The sequence below is a fragment of the Streptacidiphilus jiangxiensis genome (genome assembly GCF_900109465.1).
Taxonomy (GTDB): domain Bacteria; phylum Actinomycetota; class Actinomycetes; order Streptomycetales; family Streptomycetaceae; genus Streptacidiphilus; species Streptacidiphilus jiangxiensis.
The window spans coordinates 178,332-196,796 of sequence record NZ_FOAZ01000005.1; the positions used below are offsets into that span (position 1 = coordinate 178,332).

Sequence of the window (18,465 nt, forward strand, 5' to 3'; positions counted from 1 at the left end):
GAAGGAGGGCAGCGGCCACACACGAACTGTGACGGATTACCCAGAGTCGGTGCCGAGGGTCGCCCGGCGCAGCAGGTCGGGGCGGAGGATCACCAGTCGACGACGGTGGGTGAGCAGGACCCCGCGCTCCCGGTAGTCGCGCAGCAACCGGGTCACCGCCTCGCGGGAGGCGCCGACGGAGCCCGCCAGCTCCTGCTGGCTGAGCGGCACGGTCAGTTCGATGCCGCCCTCGACGGTGTGGCCGTGGGAACGGGTCAGCTCCAGCAGCAGGCCCGCGAGCCGCTCCTTGACGGTCAGCGCCGCGATCTCCAGCCGGCGACGGTCGCCGACGCGCATCCGGTCGGCGGCAAGGCTGAGCAGCTGCAGGGCGACGCGCGGGTGCCGTTCCAGGAAACCGGTGAACCGTTCCTGCTCGACGGCGACGGTGTGCACCTCCTCCAGCGCGGTCACCGTGGCCGAACGTGGACGGCCGCTCAGCGCCGCCGACTCGCCGACGATGTCGCCGGGACCGCGCAGGGCGAGCAGCGCCTCGTAGCCGTTGAGGGCCGAGGCGGTGACCTTCAGCCAGCCGCGGAGGATCAGCAGCACGTGGTGGGAGGGTTCCTCCTGCCGCAGTGCCACCGCGCGGGCCGTGAAGCGCAGTGGTCGGCCGAGTGCCAACAGGGTCTCGCGCTCGCCCTGCTCCAAGCGGGCCAGAAAGGGCACCCTGTCGTCCAGCGCCCGGTCCCAGCCCGACGCGCCCCAGCCCGTCCCCACCCTGCACCTCCGGCTTGCGCGTCCGCCGGCGGAGCGGACGCAGGGCTTGAAGGTACTGGCTCAAGCACGCGGGTGGGAGGCATTCGAACGAGTTGAGATGATCTTGTGCTCAGCCCTCCAGGGCCGGCTCGTGGCCGTGGAGGCGCGCGCGGTCGGCGGCGGCCTGGCCCTGGGTCCAGCCGTCGAGGTCGGAGACGCGGATGGCGCGGCCCTTGCGGAGAGTGGGGAAGAGCGTGCTGGTGTGCGACTCGACCGCCTCCTTGCGGGCGGCCAGGACCGGGAGGAGGTCCGGGACGCCGGGCTCGGTCGTGGCCTCGTGCTGGGCGTGCGCGGTCGCGCGCGAGAGGCGCTCGCGGATCCGGCTGGCGTAGGCGACCAGGAAGGACTGGCGGAACGCCTTGCTGCGGCCGCCCTGCTGCACCTTGCCGCTGTTCATCGCGGTGACGCCCTGCACCAGCAGCGAGGTGAACAGCAGCTCCACCGCGTCGAGGTCCGCGTCGAAGCCGACGACGGTGCAGAAGCCGTTCTGCTTGTCCCAGACGGACTGGGTGCGGTTCGCGGAGGCGACGGCGTCCAGCAGCAGGGCCTTCGCCGACTCGTACGGGTTGTCGATGCCGATCCGGACCGCACCCGGCAGGGTGCGGTCGCCGGAGCGTGCCGCGAGCAGCGCCTCGTCGATGCTGTGGCGGGCCATCAGCTCCTGGGCCTTGGCCGTGAAGGCCTCCGCCTCCTCGGCGTAGGTGGTCGCCTCGGCCTTGGCCAACAGGGCGCGGATGCGGGCCAACTGCTTCGGTTCGCCCGCGACGGGCTCGGTGAGGGTCGCGGCCGAGCCCGGCGGCGGGCCCACGGGGGTCAGCGCCGGGGCGGTGCCCCACAGGCGCAGCAGTTCAAGGAGGTGGATCAACGCGGAGAAGCGGTCCAGCCGCAGCCGTGCCGAGGCGTGGTCGAGCCAGTCGGTGTCGTCCGCCCAGCCGGGACGCGCCGCGTCGAGCTCCTGCAACTGCTCGGTCCAGCGGCGGTCGAGGGCGGCGGGGGAGTAGCGCCGGGCCTCGGCCGCGATGAGGTCGACGGCCAGGGAGACGTGCGCGGGCCGCAACTGGCGACGGGTGAGCCGGGCCAGATCGGCCGGACGCCAGTGCCCGCGGGTCCACAGCACACCGAGCAACTCCTCGGCCCGGCGCAGCAGTTCACGGTCGATCCGGGCCTGCTCGGCGCTCTGCGCGGCCAGTCGGGAGGCCCAGTCCTCCACCGTGCGCTCGGCCTGCCGTGGCGGTGCGTACCGGGTCTCCTGCAGGGCCTGCGCGACCAGCTCGCGGGTGCCCGAATCCGTGCTCATGCGCTCCAGTGTCTCAAGCCGCGCCCGGTCCACGAAGATCACGATTCACGCACAGGGCACGTTCCATGCTGTTCGCACCCAACTCGCTCACGTGTCCGACACACCCTTGTGGCAAGCTGTCTCCCGCTCCAGGCACCCAGCGACCCACGAAGCGAGCACGCCCCATGGCCGACCGCCCCGTGATAACCAAGACCCACCGCACCCTCATCGGCGCGGTGGCCGTCGGCGCGTTCATCATCGCCGGCATCGGTTTCGCAGGCTCCTACTCCGCTGTCCGCGAGCTCGCCACCCACAAGGGCTTCGGACTCTTCGCCTACGTGTTCCCGATCGGCGTCGACGTCGGCATCGCGGTGCTGCTCTCGCTCGACCTCGTGCTCACCTGGCTGCGCATCCCCTTCCCGCTGCTGCGTCAGGCCGCCTGGCTGCTGACCGTCGGGACCATCGTCTTCAACGCGGCCTCCTCGGTCGGCGACCCGTTGGCGATGGGGATGCACGCGATCATCCCGCTGCTCTTCATCGTGGTGGTCGAGGCGGCACGGCACGCGGTGGGGCGGATCGCGGACATCACCGCGGACCGCCACATGGAGTCGGTCCGGCTGTTCCGCTGGGTCCTCTCCCCGATGCCCACCTTCCTGCTCTGGCGCCGGATGAAGCTGTGGGAGCTGCGCTCCTACGACGAGGTCATCCGTCTCGAGCAGACCCGCCTCGTCTACCGGACGCACCTGCGCTCCCAGTACGGCCGCGCCTGGCGCTACCGGGCCCCGGTCGAGCTGCTGCTGCCGCTCAAGCTGGCCCGCTACGGGGTCCCGCTGGACCTGGACGTGGTCCGCGACCACCGCGACTTCCAGAGCGAGGTCGCCCCGCTCGGCGCCCCCGCACTGGAGGCCCCGCACCCGCGCCCGGTGCCGGTCCAGCAGGCGCCGCAGCAGGCGCCGCAGCCGGTGCAGCAGGCCCCGCAGCCGGTCCAGCCGACGGCGCAGCGGCAGCCCGCCGCTTCACCCGTTCAGCCGCATCCACCGCAACAACCGGAGCAGCCGCAGCCGCCGGTGGATCCGCTGGTGGTCGACACCCTGACGACCATGGTCCGCAACCGCCACCGACGCCTGCTCAACGTCCCCGGTCGGACCCCGCAGCCGGAGGACGGGGAGGCCGAGGGCGCCCCGGGCGACCCGAACACCCGCGGCATCGGCTGGCTGCCGAACCAGCAGCCGCCGTACCCGCCGCCGGGCCCGGAGGCCTGGTTCGCGCCGCAGCGGGAGGACGGTCCGCCGCTCGACCTCTACTTCGAGGCGCTCAGCTCCTTCATGGACACCTACAACCAGGAGCCGGACCCGCAGCAGCTCAGCGAGTACCTGGCGAGCGAGTACGGCACCCAGGTGGCACCGGCGCTGTTGGACCGCCACTGGGAGGAGCTCCGCAAGCGCTACGCGGAGCGGGTGGAGACCTCCTCCTGAACCATGCGCGATCTTCGCTCGTCTTGCACTATGAGGTGAGCAGGCGAGCGGGGAGGTCGCAGTGTCGATGATGCAGCCGGGTAGCCCTTGGCCCGTACCCCAGTCCGCGATGCGCGCGGCCCAGGCGGACCGCGAGCGGACCGTTGACGTGCTGAAGGCCGCCTTCGCCGAGGGGCGCCTGACCACGGACGAGTACCACGACCGCAGCGAGCGGGCGCACTGCGCACAGACCTACGGTCAGTTGGCCGTGCTCGTGCAGGACCTGCCGGTGGGGCCGATGCCCACGCCGATGCTGCCGCCCCCACCGGCCCCGTTCGCTCCCTTCCCTCGCGTCGCGCCCGTTCCGCCGGCGCCGTACGCCTACGCGCCCCCCGCCTGGCCGCCGGTGCGGCGCCGGACCAACGGGCCCGCGATGGCCTCGCTGCTGCTGGGCCTGGGCCAGGTGGTGAGCCTCGGGGCGACCGGCCTGCCCGCGCTGATCTGCGGGCTCGTCGCGAAGAACCAGCTGAAGGTCCGGGACGAGGAGGGCGACGGCATGGCCACCGCCGGGATCATCCTCGGCAGTCTGGGCACGGCACTGTGGGGCCTGTTCTTCCTTCTGGCGGTCACCCGGGGCTAGGCTGCCTGCCCACATCAGTTTGTTTTGACCGGGGCCCTTGCGCTAGGTACGCTCTGACCTTGTGCCTGGGGTGTCCCCCGGTCTCTCGCGCGTGCGTGCATATTGGCCGCCGCGCCACGGGATACCGCGCTTCCACACACTCGAGCTTCGCCAGCCCGGGGTCTGTGCAAGGCGTCCGACACACCCGACCGCGTGGGTCGGGAGTCGGTGAGACGCACCAGGTTAGTTACACCAGCCTTGGCACAGAGAATCGGAGATACGGTGCCTACGATCCAGCAGCTGGTCCGAAAGGGCCGGCAGGACAAGGTCGAGAAGAACAAGACGCCCGCACTGAAGGGTTCGCCCCAGCGTCGCGGCGTCTGCACGCGTGTGTACACGACCACCCCGAAGAAGCCGAACTCGGCTCTCCGTAAGGTCGCCCGTGTGCGCCTCACCAGCGGGATCGAGGTCACCGCTTACATTCCGGGTGAGGGTCACAACCTGCAGGAGCACTCCATCGTGCTCGTGCGTGGCGGTCGTGTGAAGGACCTGCCGGGTGTGCGTTACAAGATCATCCGCGGCTCGCTCGACACCCAGGGTGTCAAGAACCGCAAGCAGGCCCGCAGCCGCTACGGCGCCAAGAAGGAGAAGTAAGAATGCCTCGTAAGGGCCCTGCCCCGAAGCGCCCGGTCATCATCGACCCGGTTTACGGCTCCCCTGTGGTGACCCAGCTCGTCAACAAGATCCTCCTGCACGGCAAGCGCTCCACCGCTGAGCGCATCGTGTACGGCGCCCTCGAGGGCGTCCGCGAGAAGACCGGCAACGACCCGGTGGTCGCGCTCAAGCGCGCCCTGGAGAACGTCAAGCCGACTCTCGAGGTCAAGTCCCGTCGCGTCGGTGGCGCGACCTACCAGGTGCCGATCGAGGTCAAGCCCGGTCGCGCCAACACGCTGGCCCTGCGCTGGCTGGTCGGTTACTCCCGCGCTCGCCGCGAGAAGACCATGACCGAGCGTCTGCTCAACGAGATCCTGGACGCCAGCAACGGTCTGGGCGCCTCCGTGAAGCGTCGCGAGGACACCCACAAGATGGCCGAGTCCAACAAGGCCTTCGCGCACTACCGCTGGTAGTCCGAACCCCCTTCGAAACACGATTGAGAGAGCTGAGCCACCATGGCTGCAACCTCCCTTGACCTGGCCAGGACCCGCAACATCGGGATCATGGCCCACATCGACGCGGGCAAGACCACCACGACCGAGCGCATCCTGTTCTACACCGGTGTGTCTTACAAGATCGGTGAGGTCCACGACGGCGCTGCCACGATGGACTGGATGGAGCAGGAGCAGGAGCGCGGCATCACGATCACGTCGGCCGCGACGACCTGTCACTGGACCGTCGATGGCGTCGACAACACCATCAACATCATCGACACCCCGGGCCACGTCGACTTCACCGTCGAGGTGGAGCGTTCGCTCCGCGTGCTCGACGGCGCCGTGACGGTGTTCGACGGTGTCGCCGGTGTCGAGCCGCAGTCCGAGACGGTGTGGCGTCAGGCCGACCGTTACGGCGTCCCGCGCATCTGCTTCGTGAACAAGCTGGACCGCACCGGCGCGGAGTTCTTCCGCTGTGTCGACTCCATCGTCGACCGCCTGGGCGCCACCCCGCTGGTCATGCAGCTGCCGATCGGTGCCGAGTCCGACTTCACCGGTGTCGTCGACCTGGTGAAGATGAAGGCTCTGGTCTGGTCCGCCGAGGCGACCAAGGGCGAGATGTACGACACCGTCGACATCCCGGCCACGCACACCGAGCTCGCCGAGGAGTACCGGGCCAAGCTGCTCGAGACCTCCGCGGAGGGCGACGACCAGCTGATGGAGATGTTCCTCGAGGGCCAGGAGCCCACCGAGGAGGAGCTCATCGCCGGTATCCGTCGTGGCACCCTGGCCTCGAACTTCACCCCGGTCTTCTGCGGCACCGCGTTCAAGAACAAGGGCGTCCAGCCCCTGCTCGACGCCGTCGTGAAGTACCTGCCGTCGCCGCTGGACATCGAGTCCATCATCGGTCACAAGCCGGGCGACGAGTCGGTCGAGGTCATCCGCCACGCGTCGGACGACGAGCCGCTGTCGGCTCTGGCGTTCAAGATCATGTCTGACCCGCACCTGGGCAAGCTCACCTTCGTCCGCGTGTACTCCGGCCGCCTCGAGGCGGGCACCCAGGTGCTCAACTCGGTCAAGGGCCGCAAGGAGCGCATCGGCAAGATCTACCGCATGCACGCGAACAAGCGTGAGGAGATCGACTCGGTGGGCGCCGGCGACATCGTCGCCGTCATGGGCCTGAAGCAGACCACCACCGGTGAGACGCTGAGCGACGACAAGAACCAGGTGATCCTGGAGTCCATGGACTTCCCGGCCCCGGTCATCCGCGTCGCGATCGAGCCCAAGTCCAAGGGTGACCAGGAGAAGCTGGGTATCGCCATCCAGCGTCTCGCGGAGGAGGACCCCTCCTTCCAGGTCAACACGGACGAGGAGACCGGCCAGACCATCATCGCGGGTATGGGCGAGCTGCACCTCGAGGTGCTGGTCGACCGTATGAAGCGTGAGTTCAAGGTCGAGGCCAACGTCGGCAAGCCGCAGGTCGCGTACCGCGAGACGATCCGCAAGGCCGTCGAGCGCATTGACTACACCCACAAGAAGCAGACGGGTGGCTCCGGTCAGTTCGCCAAGGTCCAGATCGCGATCGAGCCGCTGGAGTCCGGCGAGGGCTACGAGTTCGTGAACGCCGTCACCGGTGGTCGCGTGCCTCGTGAGTACATCCCGTCGGTCGACGCCGGTGCGCAGGAGGCCATGGAGTTCGGCATCCTCGCCGGCTACCCGCTCCAGGGTGTCCGCGTGACGCTGCTCGACGGTGCCTCGCACGACGTCGACTCCTCCGAGCTCGCGTTCAAGATCGCCGGTTCGATGGCGTTCAAGGAGGGTGCTCGCAAGGCGTCCCCCGTGCTGCTCGAGCCGATGATGGCCGTCGAGGTCACCACGCCCGAGGACTACATGGGCGACGTGATCGGCGACATCAACTCTCGCCGTGGCCAGATCCAGGCCATGGACGAGCGTTCCGGCGCCCGCGTCGTCAAGGCGCTCGTCCCGCTGTCCGAGATGTTCGGCTACGTCGGCGACCTGCGCAGCAAGACCTCGGGTCGCGCCAGCTACTCCATGCAGTTCGACTCGTACGCCGAGGTTCCCAAGAACGTGGCGGAAGAGATCGTGGCAAAGGCCAAGGGCGAGTAAGTACCTCGGTACTCGCATACCGGGGCAACCCGGTGCGAAACCTCGCATAGGCTGTACGAAGGTGGTCCTGGGGGCCGCGTGACACACGCGACCCCTGGGCTCCTTCGGCCCCCCACCCCAGACCACCTGACGTCGAACGGCGTACAGAAACTGTCCTCAGGAGGACCCCAAAGTGGCTAAGGCCAAGTTCGAGCGGAGCAAGCCGCACGTCAACATCGGCACCATCGGTCACATTGACCACGGCAAGACCACCCTGACTGCCGCGATCACCAAGGTGCTGCACGACGCGTACCCGGACATCAACCCCTTCACGCCGTTCGACCAGATCGACAAGGCGCCGGAGGAGCGTCAGCGCGGTATCACCATCTCCATCGCGCACGTCGAGTACCAGACCGAGGCGCGTCACTACGCCCACGTCGACTGCCCGGGTCACGCGGACTACATCAAGAACATGATCACCGGTGCCGCCCAGATGGACGGCGCGATCCTGGTCGTGGCCGCCACCGACGGCCCGATGCCGCAGACCAAGGAGCACGTCCTCCTGGCCCGCCAGGTCGGCGTCCCCTACATCGTTGTCGCCCTGAACAAGGCCGACATGGTGGACGACGAGGAGATCCTGGAGCTCGTCGAGCTCGAGGTCCGCGAGCTGCTCTCCGAGTACGAGTTCCCGGGCGACGACCTCCCGGTCGTCCGCGTCTCCGCGCTGAAGGCGCTGGAGGGCGACAAGGAGTGGGGCGAGAAGCTCCTCGGCCTGATGCACGCGGTCGACGAGGCCATCCCGACCCCGGACCGCGACGTCGACAAGCCGTTCCTGATGCCGATCGAGGACGTCTTCACGATCACCGGTCGTGGCACCGTCGTCACCGGCCGCATCGAGCGTGGTGTCCTCAAGGTCAACGAGACCGTCGACATCATCGGCATCAAGACCACCAAGACCACCACCACGGTCACGGGCATCGAGATGTTCCGCAAGCTGCTCGACGAGGGCCAGGCCGGTGAGAACGTCGGTCTGCTGCTCCGTGGCATCAAGCGCGAGGACGTCGAGCGCGGCCAGGTCATCATCAAGCCGGGTACGGTCACGCCGCACACCGACTTCGAGGCCCAGGCCTACATCCTGTCGAAGGACGAGGGTGGCCGTCACACCCCCTTCTTCAACAACTACCGCCCGCAGTTCTACTTCCGTACCACGGACGTGACCGGCGTCGTGACCCTCCCCGAGGGCACCGAGATGGTCATGCCGGGCGACAACACCGGCATGACGGTCGCGCTGATCCAGCCGATCGCCATGGAGGAGGGCCTGAAGTTCGCCATCCGTGAGGGTGGTCGTACCGTGGGCGCCGGCCAGGTCACCAAGATCATCAAGTAATTGATGATTCGCTGACTTAGCATCAGAAACCCCCTGCCGGCTTGCCGGCAGGGGGTTTCTGTCTGTCCGCGTCGGGCTTGATTGGCGCCCACGCTGTCCGGTATGGCACACTAGTCAAGTTGCTCGGTTGAGCGCCGATGTTGCGCGCCTCCTGTCGGAGGACCGAAAGCGAGTCCCACAGTACTCGTCGTGCCCGTGATGGCCGTTTGTCTGTGATCCAGCACGTCTGGACGAGACGCGGCAGCTGCGGCGCGAAAGTACGGGAATCTTTCGGGAAGCGTGGTCAAAGGCGCCGATCCGGTGTTTCCGCCAAGGCTTCATTGCGAAGGCATGCACGACACGCCCGACCGCGTGGGTCGGCCGAATCGTGCAAAAGCGGAGCCCCCGAATGACTCCATCCGGAGAAGCTCGGTGCAGAGGCAACAGACGACAAGAAGGACTACGAGTAGCCATGGCGGGACAGAAGATCCGCATCCGGCTCAAGGCCTACGACCACGAGGTCATCGACTCCTCGGCGAAGAAGATCGTCGAGACGGTGACGCGTACTGGTGCGCAGGTCGCGGGCCCGGTGCCGCTGCCCACTGAGAAGAACGTGTACTGCGTCATCCGCTCGCCGCACAAGTACAAGGACTCGCGCGAGCACTTCGAGATGCGCACGCACAAGCGCCTGATCGACATTCTCGACCCGACGCCCAAGACCGTTGACTCTCTGATGCGACTCGACCTGCCGGCCGGTGTCGACATCGAGATCAAGCTCTGAGGGGCGTGAGCTGAGAATGGCTAAGCAGATCAAGGGCATCCTGGGCGAGAAGCTCGGCATGACGCAGGTCTGGGACGAGAACAACCGCATCGTCCCGGTGACCGTCGTCAAGGCCGGCCCGAACGTTGTGACCCAGGTCCACACCGCTGATGGCACCGGCTACGACGCCGTGCAGATCGGCTTCGGCGACATCGACCCGCGCAAGGTGAACAAGCCCCTCGCGGGTCACTTCGCCAAGGCCGGCGTGACCCCGCGCCGCCACCTGGTCGAGCTGCGCACGGCCGACGCCTCCGAGTACACCCTCGGCCAGGAGATCACCGCTGAGGTGTTCGAGGCCGGTGTCAAGGTCGACGTGACCGGCACCAGCAAGGGCAAGGGCTTCGCCGGTGTCATGAAGCGTCACAACTTCAAGGGCCTCGGCGCCGGTCACGGTGTCCAGCGCAAGCACCGCTCTCCCGGTTCCATCGGTGGCTGCGCCACCCCGGGCCGCGTCTTCAAGGGTCTGAAGATGGCCGGTCGCATGGGCCACGAGCGTGTCACCACGCAGAACCTCACCATCCACGCCGTTGACGCGGAGAAGGGTCTGCTGCTCATCAAGGGCGCCGTCCCCGGTCCGAACGGCGGCCTCATCCTGGTCCGCACTGCGGCGAAGGGGGCCTGAAGCAATGAGCTCCATCAACGTTCTCTCCCCCGCGGGTGAGACCGTCGGCACCGTCGAGCTGCCGGCTGAGATTTTCGACGCCAAGGTCAGCGTTCCGCTGCTGCACCAGGTCGTCGTGGCTCAGCTCGCCGCTGCTCGTCAGGGCACGCACAAGACCAAGCGTCGTGGCGAGGTCCGTGGTGGCGGCAAGAAGCCGTACCGCCAGAAGGGCACCGGCCGCGCCCGTCAGGGCTCGACCCGCGCGCCGCAGTTCGCCGGTGGTGGCGTCGTGCACGGTCCCGTGCCGCGTGACTACTCGCAGCGGACGCCCAAGAAGATGAAGGCCGCCGCTCTGCGTGGCGCCCTGACCGACCGGGCCCGCCACAACCGCATCCACGTCGTCACCGGCGTGACCGCGACCGAGGCGCCGTCCACCAAGGCTGCCCGCACGCTGCTCGGCAAGATCAGCGAGCGCAAGAACGTCCTGCTGGTCGTCGAGCGTGACGACGAGCTGGGCTACCTGAGCGCCCGCAACCTGCCGACCGTGCACATCCTGGACGCCGGCCAGCTGAACACCTACGACGTGCTCGTCTCCGACGACGTGGTCTTCACTCAGGCTGCTTTCGAGCGCTTCGTGGCCGGTCCGGTCGCGTCCGCCAAGGCTGTCGCCGCTGAGGGCGAGCTCGATGGGAGCGCCGCCTGATGAGCGAGATCACGAGCAAGACGTTCACGGACCCCCGTGACGTCCTGATCAAGCCGGTCATCTCGGAGAAGAGCTACGCGCTCCTCGACGAGTCGAAGTACACGTTCATCGTGTCGCCGGACGCCAACAAGACCCAGATCAAGCAGGCCGTCGAGGCCGTGTTCTCGGTCAAGGTCGCCGACGTCAACACGATCAACCGCAAGGGCAAGCGCAAGCGCTCCCGCACCGGTTTCGGCAAGCGCAAGGACACCAAGCGCGCCATCGTGACGCTGGCAGAGGGCAGCATCGACATCTTCGGGAACGCCCCGGCCGCCTGAGGCAGCCAGGGAATCCCGTAACGGTTAAGGACAGAAGAAGCCATGGGCATCCGCAAGTACAAGCCGACAACGCCGGGCCGTCGCGGCTCCAGCGTTGCCGACTTTGTCGAGATCACGCGGTCCGAGCCGGAGAAGTCGCTGGTCCGCCCGCTGCACAGCAAGGGCGGTCGCAACAACACCGGTCGCGTGACCGTTCGCCACCAGGGTGGCGGCCACAAGCGCGCGTACCGTGTGATCGACTTCCGTCGTCACGACAAGGACGGCGTCCCGGCCAAGGTCGCGCACATCGAGTACGACCCGAACCGCACCGCGCGCATCGCGCTGCTGCACTACGCAGACGGCGAGAAGCGCTACATCATCGCTCCGGCCAAGCTCGGCCAGGGCGACCGGGTTGAGAACGGCCCCGCGGCCGACATCAAGCCGGGCAACAACCTCCCGCTGCGCAACATCCCCGTGGGTACGGTCATCCACGCGGTGGAGCTGCGTCCGGGCGGCGGCGCCAAGCTGGCCCGTTCCGCCGGTTCCAGCATCCAGCTGCTCGCGAAGGAGGGCGTCTACGCCCACCTGCGCATGCCGTCGGGCGAGGTCCGCCTCGTCGACGCGCGTTGCCGCGCGACGATCGGCGAGGTCGGCAACGCCGAGCAGTCGAACATCAACTGGGGCAAGGCCGGCCGTATGCGCTGGAAGGGCGTCCGCCCGACCGTGCGTGGTGTCGCCATGAACCCGATCGACCACCCGCACGGTGGTGGTGAGGGTAAGACCTCCGGTGGTCGCCACCCGGTTTCGCCGTGGGGTCAGAAGGAGGGTCGTACTCGCAAGCCGAAGAAGGCTAGCGACAAGATGATCGTCCGCCGCCGCAAGACGAACAAGAAGCGCTAGGAGCAGTCTCGATGCCGCGCAGTCTCAAGAAGGGGCCCTTCGTCGACGACCACCTCATGAAGAAGGTGGACGCTCAGAACGAGGCCGGTACCCAGAACGTCATCAAGACCTGGTCCCGTCGCTCCATGATCGTTCCGGCGATGCTGGGCCACACCCTCGCGGTGCACGACGGCCGCAAGCACATCCCCGTGTTTGTCAGCGAGTCGATGGTCGGCCACAAGCTCGGCGAGTTCGCGCCGACCCGCACGTTCAAGGGTCACGTCAAGGACGACCGCAAGTCCAAGCGTCGCTGACCTGCGAAGCGAAGACACGATGACAATCACCATCAAGGGGACAACCATGGAAGCCAGGGCAGCGGCGCGGTACATCCGCGTAACGCCCATGAAGGCCCGCCGCGTGGTGGACCTTGTCCGTGGCATGAGTGCCACGGAGGCCCAGGCGGTCCTGCGATTCGCTCCGCAGGCTGCTTCGGTGCCCGTTCTCAAGGTGCTCAACAGCGCCGTTGCGAACGCCGCGCACAACTACAACCACAACGACGTCGACAGCCTCTACATCTCCGAGGCTTACGTCGACGAGGGCCCGACCCTCAAGCGTTTCCGTCCGCGGGCCCAGGGCCGCGCGTACCGGATCCGCAAGCGGACGAGCCACATCACCGTGGTCGTCGCGTCGAAGGAAGGGACCCGGTAATGGGCCAGAAGGTTAACCCGCACGGGTTCCGCCTCGGCATCACCACGGACTTCAAGTCCCGTTGGTACGCCGACAAGCTGTACAAGGACTACGTCAAGGAAGACGTCGCCATCCGTCGGATGATGACGTCCGGCATGGAGCGCGCCGGCATCTCGAAGGTTGAGATCGAGCGCACCCGTGACCGCGTGCGGGTGGACATCCACACCGCTCGTCCGGGCATCGTCATCGGCCGTCGCGGCACCGAGGCCGACCGCATCCGCGGCGACCTCGAGAAGCTGACGGGCAAGCAGGTTCAGCTGAACATCCTCGAGGTCAAGAACCCCGAGCTGGACGCCCAGCTCGTGGCTCAGGGCGTCGCGGAGCAGCTGTCCTCCCGCGTCTCCTTCCGTCGCGCCATGCGTAAGAGCATGCAGGGCACGATGAAGTCCGGCGCCAAGGGCATCAAGATCCAGTGCTCCGGCCGTCTGGGCGGCGCTGAGATGTCCCGCAGCGAGTTCTACCGTGAGGGTCGTGTGCCGCTGCACACGCTCCGCGCCAACGTGGACTACGGCTTCTTCGAGGCCAAGACCACCTTCGGTCGCATCGGTGTCAAGGTCTGGATCTACAAGGGTGATGTCAAGAACATCGCCGAGGTCCGCGCCGACAACGCCGCTGCCAAGGCCGGGAACCGTCCGCCGCGCGCGGGTGGCCCGGGCGAGCGCCCCCGTCGGGGCGGCGACCGTCCCGCCGGCGGCCGTGGCCGCCGTCCGCAGCAGAACGCCGAGGCCGCCGCTCCCGCGGTGACCGAGGCTCCGGCTGCGGCTGAGACCACTACGGAGGCCTGACCATGCTGATCCCTCGCAGGGTCAAGCACCGCAAGCAGCACCACCCCAAGCGTCGTGGTGCGGCCAAGGGCGGTACCGAGGTTACGTTCGGCGAGTGGGGCCTGCAGGCCGTCACCCCGGCGTATGTGACGAACCGGCAGATCGAGTCCGCTCGTATCTCCATCACGCGTCACATCAAGCGTGGCGGCAAGGTGTGGATCAACATCTACCCGGACCGTCCGCTGACGAAGAAGCCTGCCGAGACCCGCATGGGTTCCGGTAAGGGTTCGCCGGAGTGGTGGATCGCCAACGTGCACCCGGGTCGGGTCATGTTCGAGCTGTCCTACCCGAACGAGAAGATGGCTCGTGAGGCGCTGACGCGTGCGGCTCACAAGCTCCCGATGAAGTGCCGGATCGTCCGGCGCGAGGCAGGTGAGAGCTGATGGCCGGCACCAAGGCTGCTGAGCTCCGTGAGCTGGACAACGAGGGTCTCGTTGCGCAGCTGCGTGAGCGCAAGGAGGAGCTGTTCAACCTCCGCTTCCAGGCGGCGACCGGGCAGCTCGACAACCACGGGCGGCTCAAGCTCGTCAAGAAGGACATCGCGCGGATCTACACCCTGATGCGCGAGCGCGAGCTGGGCATCGACACGGTGAAGGACGCCTGATGACTGACAACACCAACGAGACGCGCGGTTTCCGCAAGACCCGTGAGGGTCTCGTCGTCAGCGACAAGATGGACAAGACCGTCGTCGTCGCCGTCGAGGACCGCGTCAAGCACGCGCTGTACGGCAAGGTCATCCGCCGTACGAACAAGCTGAAGGCGCACGACGAGGCCAACGCCTGCGGCATCGGTGACCGCGTTCTCCTCATGGAGACGCGCCCCACCTCCGCGACGAAGCGCTGGCGCGTCGTCGAGATCCTCGAGAAGGCCAAGTAACGAACGCGATTGGGTGCCGCCGTATGTGCATCAGGCCCTAGGGCGCTGATGTGAGCAGCGGCGGACCCGGTCCCGATCGTTGACGATCAGGAGAAAGACGTGATCCAGCAGGAGTCGCGACTGCGTGTCGCCGACAACACGGGCGCGAAGGAAATCCTTTGCATCCGCGTTCTCGGCGGCTCCGGCCGGCGCTACGCGGGCATCGGCGACGTCATCGTGGCGACCGTCAAGGACGCGATCCCCGGTGGCAATGTGAAGAAGGGCGACGTGGTCAAGGCCGTCATCGTCCGGACCGTGAAGGAGCGCCGTCGTCCCGACGGTTCCTACATCCGGTTCGACGAGAACGCCGCCGTCATCCTCAAGAACACCGACGGTGACCCCCGTGGTACCCGCATCTTCGGCCCCGTCGGCCGTGAGCTGCGTGAGAAGAAGTTCATGAAGATCATCTCGCTCGCGCCGGAGGTGCTCTAACCAATGGCTAACAGCATGAAGATCAAGAAGGGTGACCTGGTCCAGGTCATCACCGGCAAGGACAAGGGCAAGCAGGGCAAGGTCATTCAGGCCTTCCCGACCACGTCCAAGGTCCTGGTCGAGGGTGTCAACCGGGTCAAGAAGCACACCAAGGCCACGCCCACCGCCAACGGCTCCAAGGCCGGCGGCATCGTGACCGTCGAGGCCCCGATCCACGTGAGCAACGTTCAGCTCGTGGTGGAGAAGGACGGCAAGAAGGTCGTCACCCGCGTCGGCTACCGATTCGACGAGCAGGGCAACAAGATCCGCGTTGCCAAGCGCACCGGTGAGGACATCTGATGACCGACACCTCGATTGAGAAGGTCAGCCCCCGTCTCAAGGAGCGCTACCGCTCCGAGATCAAGGGTCAGCTGAACGAGCAGTTCGCTTACGAGAACGTCATGCTGATCCCCGGCCTGGTCAAGGTCGTGGTCAACATGGGTGTGGGCGACGCCGCCCGCGACTCGAAGCTGATCGACGGTGCGGTCAAGGACCTCACCGCGATCACCGGCCAGAAGCCGACCGTGACCAAGGCTCGCAAGAGCATCGCGCAGTTCAAGCTGCGTGAGGGTCAGCCGATCGGCGCCCACGTCACCCTTCGTGGTGACCGCATGTGGGAGTTCCTGGACCGCCTGATCTCGCTGGCGCTCCCGCGTATCCGCGACTTCCGTGGTCTGTCGCCGAAGCAGTTCGACGGCAAGGGCAACTACACCTTCGGTCTGACCGAGCAGGTGATGTTCCACGAGATCGACCAGGACAAGGTCGACCGTCCCCGTGGTATGGACATCACCGTGGTGACCACCGCCCAGACCGACGACGAGGGCCGGGCGCTGCTGCGGGCTCTCGGCTTCCCGTTCAAGGAGAGCTGACCCATGGCGAAGAAGGCGCTGATCGCCAAGGCGGAGCGCAAGCCGAAGTTCGGCGTCCGGGGTTACACCCGGTGCCAGCGCTGCGGCCGTCCGCACTCCGTGTACCGCAAGTTCGGCCTCTGCCGTGTCTGCCTTCGTGAGATGGCGCACCGCGGCGAGCTGCCGGGCGTGACCAAGAGCTCCTGGTAATCCTCCAGAAGTTCTGAGGTAAGCAACCTCGGATCAGTCGGGCTCCCGGCCTCCTGTAACCTTTGGAGGTCGGGGCCCGTGCTGCCCCGAATTCGTCTTACTACACCGCAGGTCCCGTGCCCCTTCTGCAAACGAGGCGCGCGGAAACCACGGTGAGAGAGGCCTTAGGCCATCATGACCATGACCGACCCGATCGCAGACATGCTGACGCGTCTGCGAAACGCGAACTCGGCCTACCACGACTCCGTCGTGATGCCCCACTCGAAGATCAAGACTCACATCGCGGAGATCCTCAAGCAGGAGGGTTACATCACCTCCTGGAAGGTCGAGGACCCGAGCGAGGGCGAGGTCGGCAAGAAGCTGACCATCGACCTCAAGTTCGGCCCGAACCGTGAGCGCTCGATCGCGGGCATCAAGCGGATCTCGAAGCCGGGTCTGCGGGTCTACACCAAGTCCACCGCTATGCCGAAGGTGCTCGGCGGCCTGGGCGTGGCGATCATCTCCACGTCGCAGGGTCTGCTCACCGGCCAGCAGGCTGCCAAGAAGGGCGTGGGTGGGGAAGTCCTCGCCTACGTCTGGTAACTAAGGGAAACGGAGGTACAGCAATGTCTCGCATTGGACGGCTGCCCATCCCGGTTCCCGCCGGCGTGGACGTCACCATCGATGGCCGCACGGTCTCGGTGAAGGGCCCCAAGGGCTCTCTCACCCACGCCGTCGCCGCGCCGATCGAGATCGTGAAGGACGAGGACGGCACGCTTGTCGTCTCCCGCCCGAACGACGAGCGCATGTCGAAGGCCCTGCACGGCCTGACCCGCACGCTGGTGGCGAACATGATCACCGGCGTGACCGCGGGCTACCGCAAGTCGCTCGAGATCAGCGGTGTTGGTTACCGTGTCGCGGCGAAGGGCTCCGACATGGAGTTCTCCCTCGGCTACAGCCACCCGATCCTGGTCCCGGCCCCGGAGGGCATCTCCTTCGTGGTCGAGTCGCCGACCAAGTTCCACGTGGACGGCATCGACAAGCAGAAGGTCGGCGAGGTCGCCGCGAAGATCCGCAAGCTGCGTAAGCCCGACCCGTACAAGGCCAAGGGCGTTAAGTACGCGGGCGAGGTCATCCGCCGCAAGGTCGGAAAGAGTGGTAAGTAACCCATGACTGTCGGTGTGAAGATCGGCAAGGGCAACGGCTACAAGGCCGCCGCCCGCAAGCGCCGCGCCATCCGCGTCCGCAAGCGCGTCTCCGGTACTCCGGTTCGTCCGCGCCTCGTGGTCTCTCGGTCCAACCGCCACATCGTGGCGCAGGTGATCGACGACCTCGCGGGCCACACCCTGGCTTCGGCGTCCACCCTCGACGTGTCCATCAAGGGCGCCGAGGCTGACAAGACCGAGCAGGCCAAGAAGGTCGGAGCCCTGGTCGCCGAGCGCGCCAAGGCTGCCGGTATCGAGCAGGTCGTGTTCGACCGCGCGGGCAACCAGTACGCCGGCCGCATTGCGGCTCTGGCGGACGCTGCCCGCGAGGCCGGTCTGGACTTCTGACCCGCTGGCCACAGGCTGACGGACGTAAACGAGAGAGGTAAATCCAATGGCTGGACCCCAGCGCCGCGGTAGCGGCGCCGGCGGCGGCACCGGCGGTGGCGAGCGGCGGGACCGTAAGCGGGATGGTCGTGACGGCAACGCCGTCGTCGAGAAGACCGCCTACGTCGAGCGCGTCGTAGCGATCAACCGTGTCGCCAAGGTTGTCAAGGGTGGTCGTCGCTTCTCCTTCACCGCGCTGGTCGTGGTGGGCGACGGTGACGGCACCGTGGGTGTCGGTTACGGCAAGGCCAAGGAGGTGCCGGCCGCCATCGCCAAGGGTGTTGAGGAGGCCAAGAAGCACTTCTTCAAGGTCCCCCGTATCCAGGGCACCATTCCTCACCCCATCCAGGGCGAGAAGGCCGCGGGCGTCGTCCTGCTCAAGCCGGCTTCCCCGGGTACCGGCGTCATCGCCGGTGGTCCGGTGCGTGCCGTGCTCGAGTGCGCCGGCGTGCACGACATCCTGTCGAAGTCCCTGGGCTCCGACAACGCGATCAACATCGTCCACGCGACCGTGGCCGCGCTGAAGGGCCTTTCGCGCCCCGAGGAGATCGCTGCCCGTCGTGGTCTGCCGCTGGAGGACGTCGCTCCGGCCGCGCTGCTGCGCGCCCGGGCTGCTGGGCAGGGGGCTGCGTAATGGCTCGCCTGAAGATCACCCAGGTCAAGTCCTACATCGGTAGCAAGCAGAACCACCGTGACACCCTGCGTTCGCTTGGTCTCAAGCGCATGCACGACGTGGTCGTGAAGGAGGACCGTCCCGAGATCCGCGGGATGGCCCACACCGTCCGCCACCTCGTCACGGTCGAGGAGGTGGACTGA

General features: G+C 67.2%; 28 protein-coding genes. 26 read left to right on the forward strand and 2 right to left on the reverse strand.

Features of this window, described 5'->3' with window-relative positions:
• Window positions 1-36: 36 nt before the first annotated feature.
• On the reverse strand, window positions 37-756 hold the full coding sequence (locus tag BMY61_RS12080) for a Crp/Fnr family transcriptional regulator (RefSeq protein WP_042451732.1): 720 nt from the start codon (window positions 754-756) through the stop codon (window positions 37-39).
• 109 nt (window positions 757-865) lie between these two features.
• Window positions 866-2,092, reverse strand: coding sequence for a DUF2786 domain-containing protein (locus BMY61_RS12085; RefSeq protein ID WP_082015254.1), 1,227 nt, complete (start codon window positions 2,090-2,092; stop codon window positions 866-868).
• Between the two features lie 164 nt (window positions 2,093-2,256).
• Between BMY61_RS12085 and BMY61_RS12090 the strand changes: the two genes are divergently transcribed.
• From BMY61_RS12090 to rpmD, 26 genes are all read left to right on the forward strand, one after another.
• On the forward strand, window positions 2,257-3,546 hold the full coding sequence (locus tag BMY61_RS12090) for a DUF2637 domain-containing protein (protein WP_042451733.1): 1,290 nt from the start codon (window positions 2,257-2,259) through the stop codon (window positions 3,544-3,546).
• Between the two features lie 109 nt (window positions 3,547-3,655).
• Window positions 3,656-4,165 (forward strand): DUF1707 and DUF4190 domain-containing protein, encoded by a 510-nt coding sequence (locus tag BMY61_RS12095; RefSeq protein WP_042451735.1) that lies wholly within the window; start codon window positions 3,656-3,658, stop codon window positions 4,163-4,165.
• A gap of 261 nt (window positions 4,166-4,426) precedes the next feature.
• Window positions 4,427-4,798, forward strand: coding sequence for a 30S ribosomal protein S12 (gene rpsL / locus BMY61_RS12100; RefSeq protein ID WP_014144289.1), 372 nt, complete (start codon window positions 4,427-4,429; stop codon window positions 4,796-4,798).
• A 2-nt stretch (window positions 4,799-4,800) separates the two neighbouring features.
• Window positions 4,801-5,271: a 30S ribosomal protein S7 gene (rpsG, locus tag BMY61_RS12105; RefSeq protein WP_042451736.1), complete on the forward strand. Its 471-nt coding sequence runs from the start codon at window positions 4,801-4,803 to the stop codon at window positions 5,269-5,271.
• A 42-nt stretch (window positions 5,272-5,313) separates the two neighbouring features.
• Window positions 5,314-7,419, forward strand: a complete 2,106-nt coding sequence (gene fusA / locus BMY61_RS12110; protein WP_042451739.1) for an elongation factor G — start codon at window positions 5,314-5,316, stop codon at window positions 7,417-7,419.
• 172 nt (window positions 7,420-7,591) lie between these two features.
• Entirely contained in the window at window positions 7,592-8,785 is a 1,194-nt protein-coding gene (gene tuf, locus BMY61_RS12115) for an elongation factor Tu (protein ID WP_042451742.1), read from the forward strand.
• A gap of 451 nt (window positions 8,786-9,236) precedes the next feature.
• The gene (rpsJ, locus tag BMY61_RS12120; protein WP_020549238.1) at window positions 9,237-9,545 is read left to right on the forward strand and encodes a 30S ribosomal protein S10; all 309 of its coding nucleotides are present in this window, start codon (window positions 9,237-9,239) and stop codon (window positions 9,543-9,545) included.
• A gap of 16 nt (window positions 9,546-9,561) precedes the next feature.
• The gene (gene rplC / locus BMY61_RS12125) at window positions 9,562-10,206 is read left to right on the forward strand and encodes a 50S ribosomal protein L3 (RefSeq protein ID WP_042451745.1); all 645 of its coding nucleotides are present in this window, start codon (window positions 9,562-9,564) and stop codon (window positions 10,204-10,206) included.
• A gap of 4 nt (window positions 10,207-10,210) precedes the next feature.
• The gene (rplD, locus tag BMY61_RS12130) at window positions 10,211-10,888 is read left to right on the forward strand and encodes a 50S ribosomal protein L4 (RefSeq protein ID WP_042451747.1); all 678 of its coding nucleotides are present in this window, start codon (window positions 10,211-10,213) and stop codon (window positions 10,886-10,888) included.
• Window positions 10,888-11,205 (forward strand): 50S ribosomal protein L23, encoded by a 318-nt coding sequence (rplW, locus tag BMY61_RS12135; protein ID WP_042451749.1) that lies wholly within the window; start codon window positions 10,888-10,890, stop codon window positions 11,203-11,205. Before rplD ends, rplW begins: the two co-directional genes overlap by 1 nt.
• A 42-nt stretch (window positions 11,206-11,247) precedes the next feature.
• Window positions 11,248-12,084, forward strand: coding sequence for a 50S ribosomal protein L2 (gene rplB, locus BMY61_RS12140; protein WP_042451751.1), 837 nt, complete (start codon window positions 11,248-11,250; stop codon window positions 12,082-12,084).
• An 11-nt stretch (window positions 12,085-12,095) separates the two neighbouring features.
• The gene (gene rpsS, locus BMY61_RS12145; RefSeq protein WP_042451753.1) at window positions 12,096-12,377 is read left to right on the forward strand and encodes a 30S ribosomal protein S19; all 282 of its coding nucleotides are present in this window, start codon (window positions 12,096-12,098) and stop codon (window positions 12,375-12,377) included.
• A 46-nt stretch (window positions 12,378-12,423) separates the two neighbouring features.
• Window positions 12,424-12,771, forward strand: a complete 348-nt coding sequence (gene rplV / locus BMY61_RS12150; RefSeq protein ID WP_042451909.1) for a 50S ribosomal protein L22 — start codon at window positions 12,424-12,426, stop codon at window positions 12,769-12,771.
• Window positions 12,771-13,595: a 30S ribosomal protein S3 gene (gene rpsC, locus BMY61_RS12155; protein ID WP_042451755.1), complete on the forward strand. Its 825-nt coding sequence runs from the start codon at window positions 12,771-12,773 to the stop codon at window positions 13,593-13,595. The genes rplV and rpsC overlap by 1 nt, the downstream gene beginning before the upstream one ends.
• A 2-nt stretch (window positions 13,596-13,597) precedes the next feature.
• Window positions 13,598-14,017 carry a 50S ribosomal protein L16 gene (gene rplP / locus BMY61_RS12160; protein ID WP_042367673.1) on the forward strand — a complete coding sequence of 140 codons (420 nt, stop codon included), beginning with the start codon at window positions 13,598-13,600 and terminating at the stop codon, window positions 14,015-14,017.
• Complete coding sequence (rpmC, locus tag BMY61_RS12165) at window positions 14,014-14,238, forward strand: 50S ribosomal protein L29 (protein ID WP_042367671.1); 225 nt, start codon at window positions 14,014-14,016, stop codon at window positions 14,236-14,238. The genes rplP and rpmC overlap by 4 nt, the downstream gene beginning before the upstream one ends.
• The gene (gene rpsQ, locus BMY61_RS12170; RefSeq protein ID WP_042451758.1) at window positions 14,238-14,510 is read left to right on the forward strand and encodes a 30S ribosomal protein S17; all 273 of its coding nucleotides are present in this window, start codon (window positions 14,238-14,240) and stop codon (window positions 14,508-14,510) included. The genes rpmC and rpsQ overlap by 1 nt, the downstream gene beginning before the upstream one ends.
• A gap of 99 nt (window positions 14,511-14,609) precedes the next feature.
• The gene (gene rplN, locus BMY61_RS12175; protein WP_042451761.1) at window positions 14,610-14,981 is read left to right on the forward strand and encodes a 50S ribosomal protein L14; all 372 of its coding nucleotides are present in this window, start codon (window positions 14,610-14,612) and stop codon (window positions 14,979-14,981) included.
• Between the two features lie 15 nt (window positions 14,982-14,996).
• Window positions 14,997-15,320: a 50S ribosomal protein L24 gene (rplX, locus tag BMY61_RS12180; RefSeq protein WP_042367806.1), complete on the forward strand. Its 324-nt coding sequence runs from the start codon at window positions 14,997-14,999 to the stop codon at window positions 15,318-15,320.
• The gene (gene rplE, locus BMY61_RS12185) at window positions 15,320-15,889 is read left to right on the forward strand and encodes a 50S ribosomal protein L5 (RefSeq protein WP_042451763.1); all 570 of its coding nucleotides are present in this window, start codon (window positions 15,320-15,322) and stop codon (window positions 15,887-15,889) included. The genes rplX and rplE overlap by 1 nt, the downstream gene beginning before the upstream one ends.
• A 3-nt stretch (window positions 15,890-15,892) precedes the next feature.
• Window positions 15,893-16,078, forward strand: a complete 186-nt coding sequence (locus tag BMY61_RS12190; protein WP_037575347.1) for a type Z 30S ribosomal protein S14 — start codon at window positions 15,893-15,895, stop codon at window positions 16,076-16,078.
• Window positions 16,079-16,252: 174 nt separating this feature from the next.
• A complete protein-coding gene (rpsH, locus tag BMY61_RS12195) occupies window positions 16,253-16,660 on the forward strand; it encodes a 30S ribosomal protein S8 (RefSeq protein WP_042387004.1) in 408 nt (135 codons plus the stop codon).
• A gap of 23 nt (window positions 16,661-16,683) precedes the next feature.
• Window positions 16,684-17,223 (forward strand): 50S ribosomal protein L6, encoded by a 540-nt coding sequence (rplF, locus tag BMY61_RS12200; RefSeq protein ID WP_042451765.1) that lies wholly within the window; start codon window positions 16,684-16,686, stop codon window positions 17,221-17,223.
• A 3-nt stretch (window positions 17,224-17,226) separates the two neighbouring features.
• A complete protein-coding gene (gene rplR, locus BMY61_RS12205) occupies window positions 17,227-17,610 on the forward strand; it encodes a 50S ribosomal protein L18 (RefSeq protein ID WP_042451767.1) in 384 nt (127 codons plus the stop codon).
• Between the two features lie 46 nt (window positions 17,611-17,656).
• Window positions 17,657-18,283: a 30S ribosomal protein S5 gene (rpsE, locus tag BMY61_RS12210; RefSeq protein ID WP_042451769.1), complete on the forward strand. Its 627-nt coding sequence runs from the start codon at window positions 17,657-17,659 to the stop codon at window positions 18,281-18,283.
• Window positions 18,283-18,465, forward strand: coding sequence for a 50S ribosomal protein L30 (gene rpmD, locus BMY61_RS12215; RefSeq protein WP_037605696.1), 183 nt, complete (start codon window positions 18,283-18,285; stop codon window positions 18,463-18,465). Before rpsE ends, rpmD begins: the two co-directional genes overlap by 1 nt.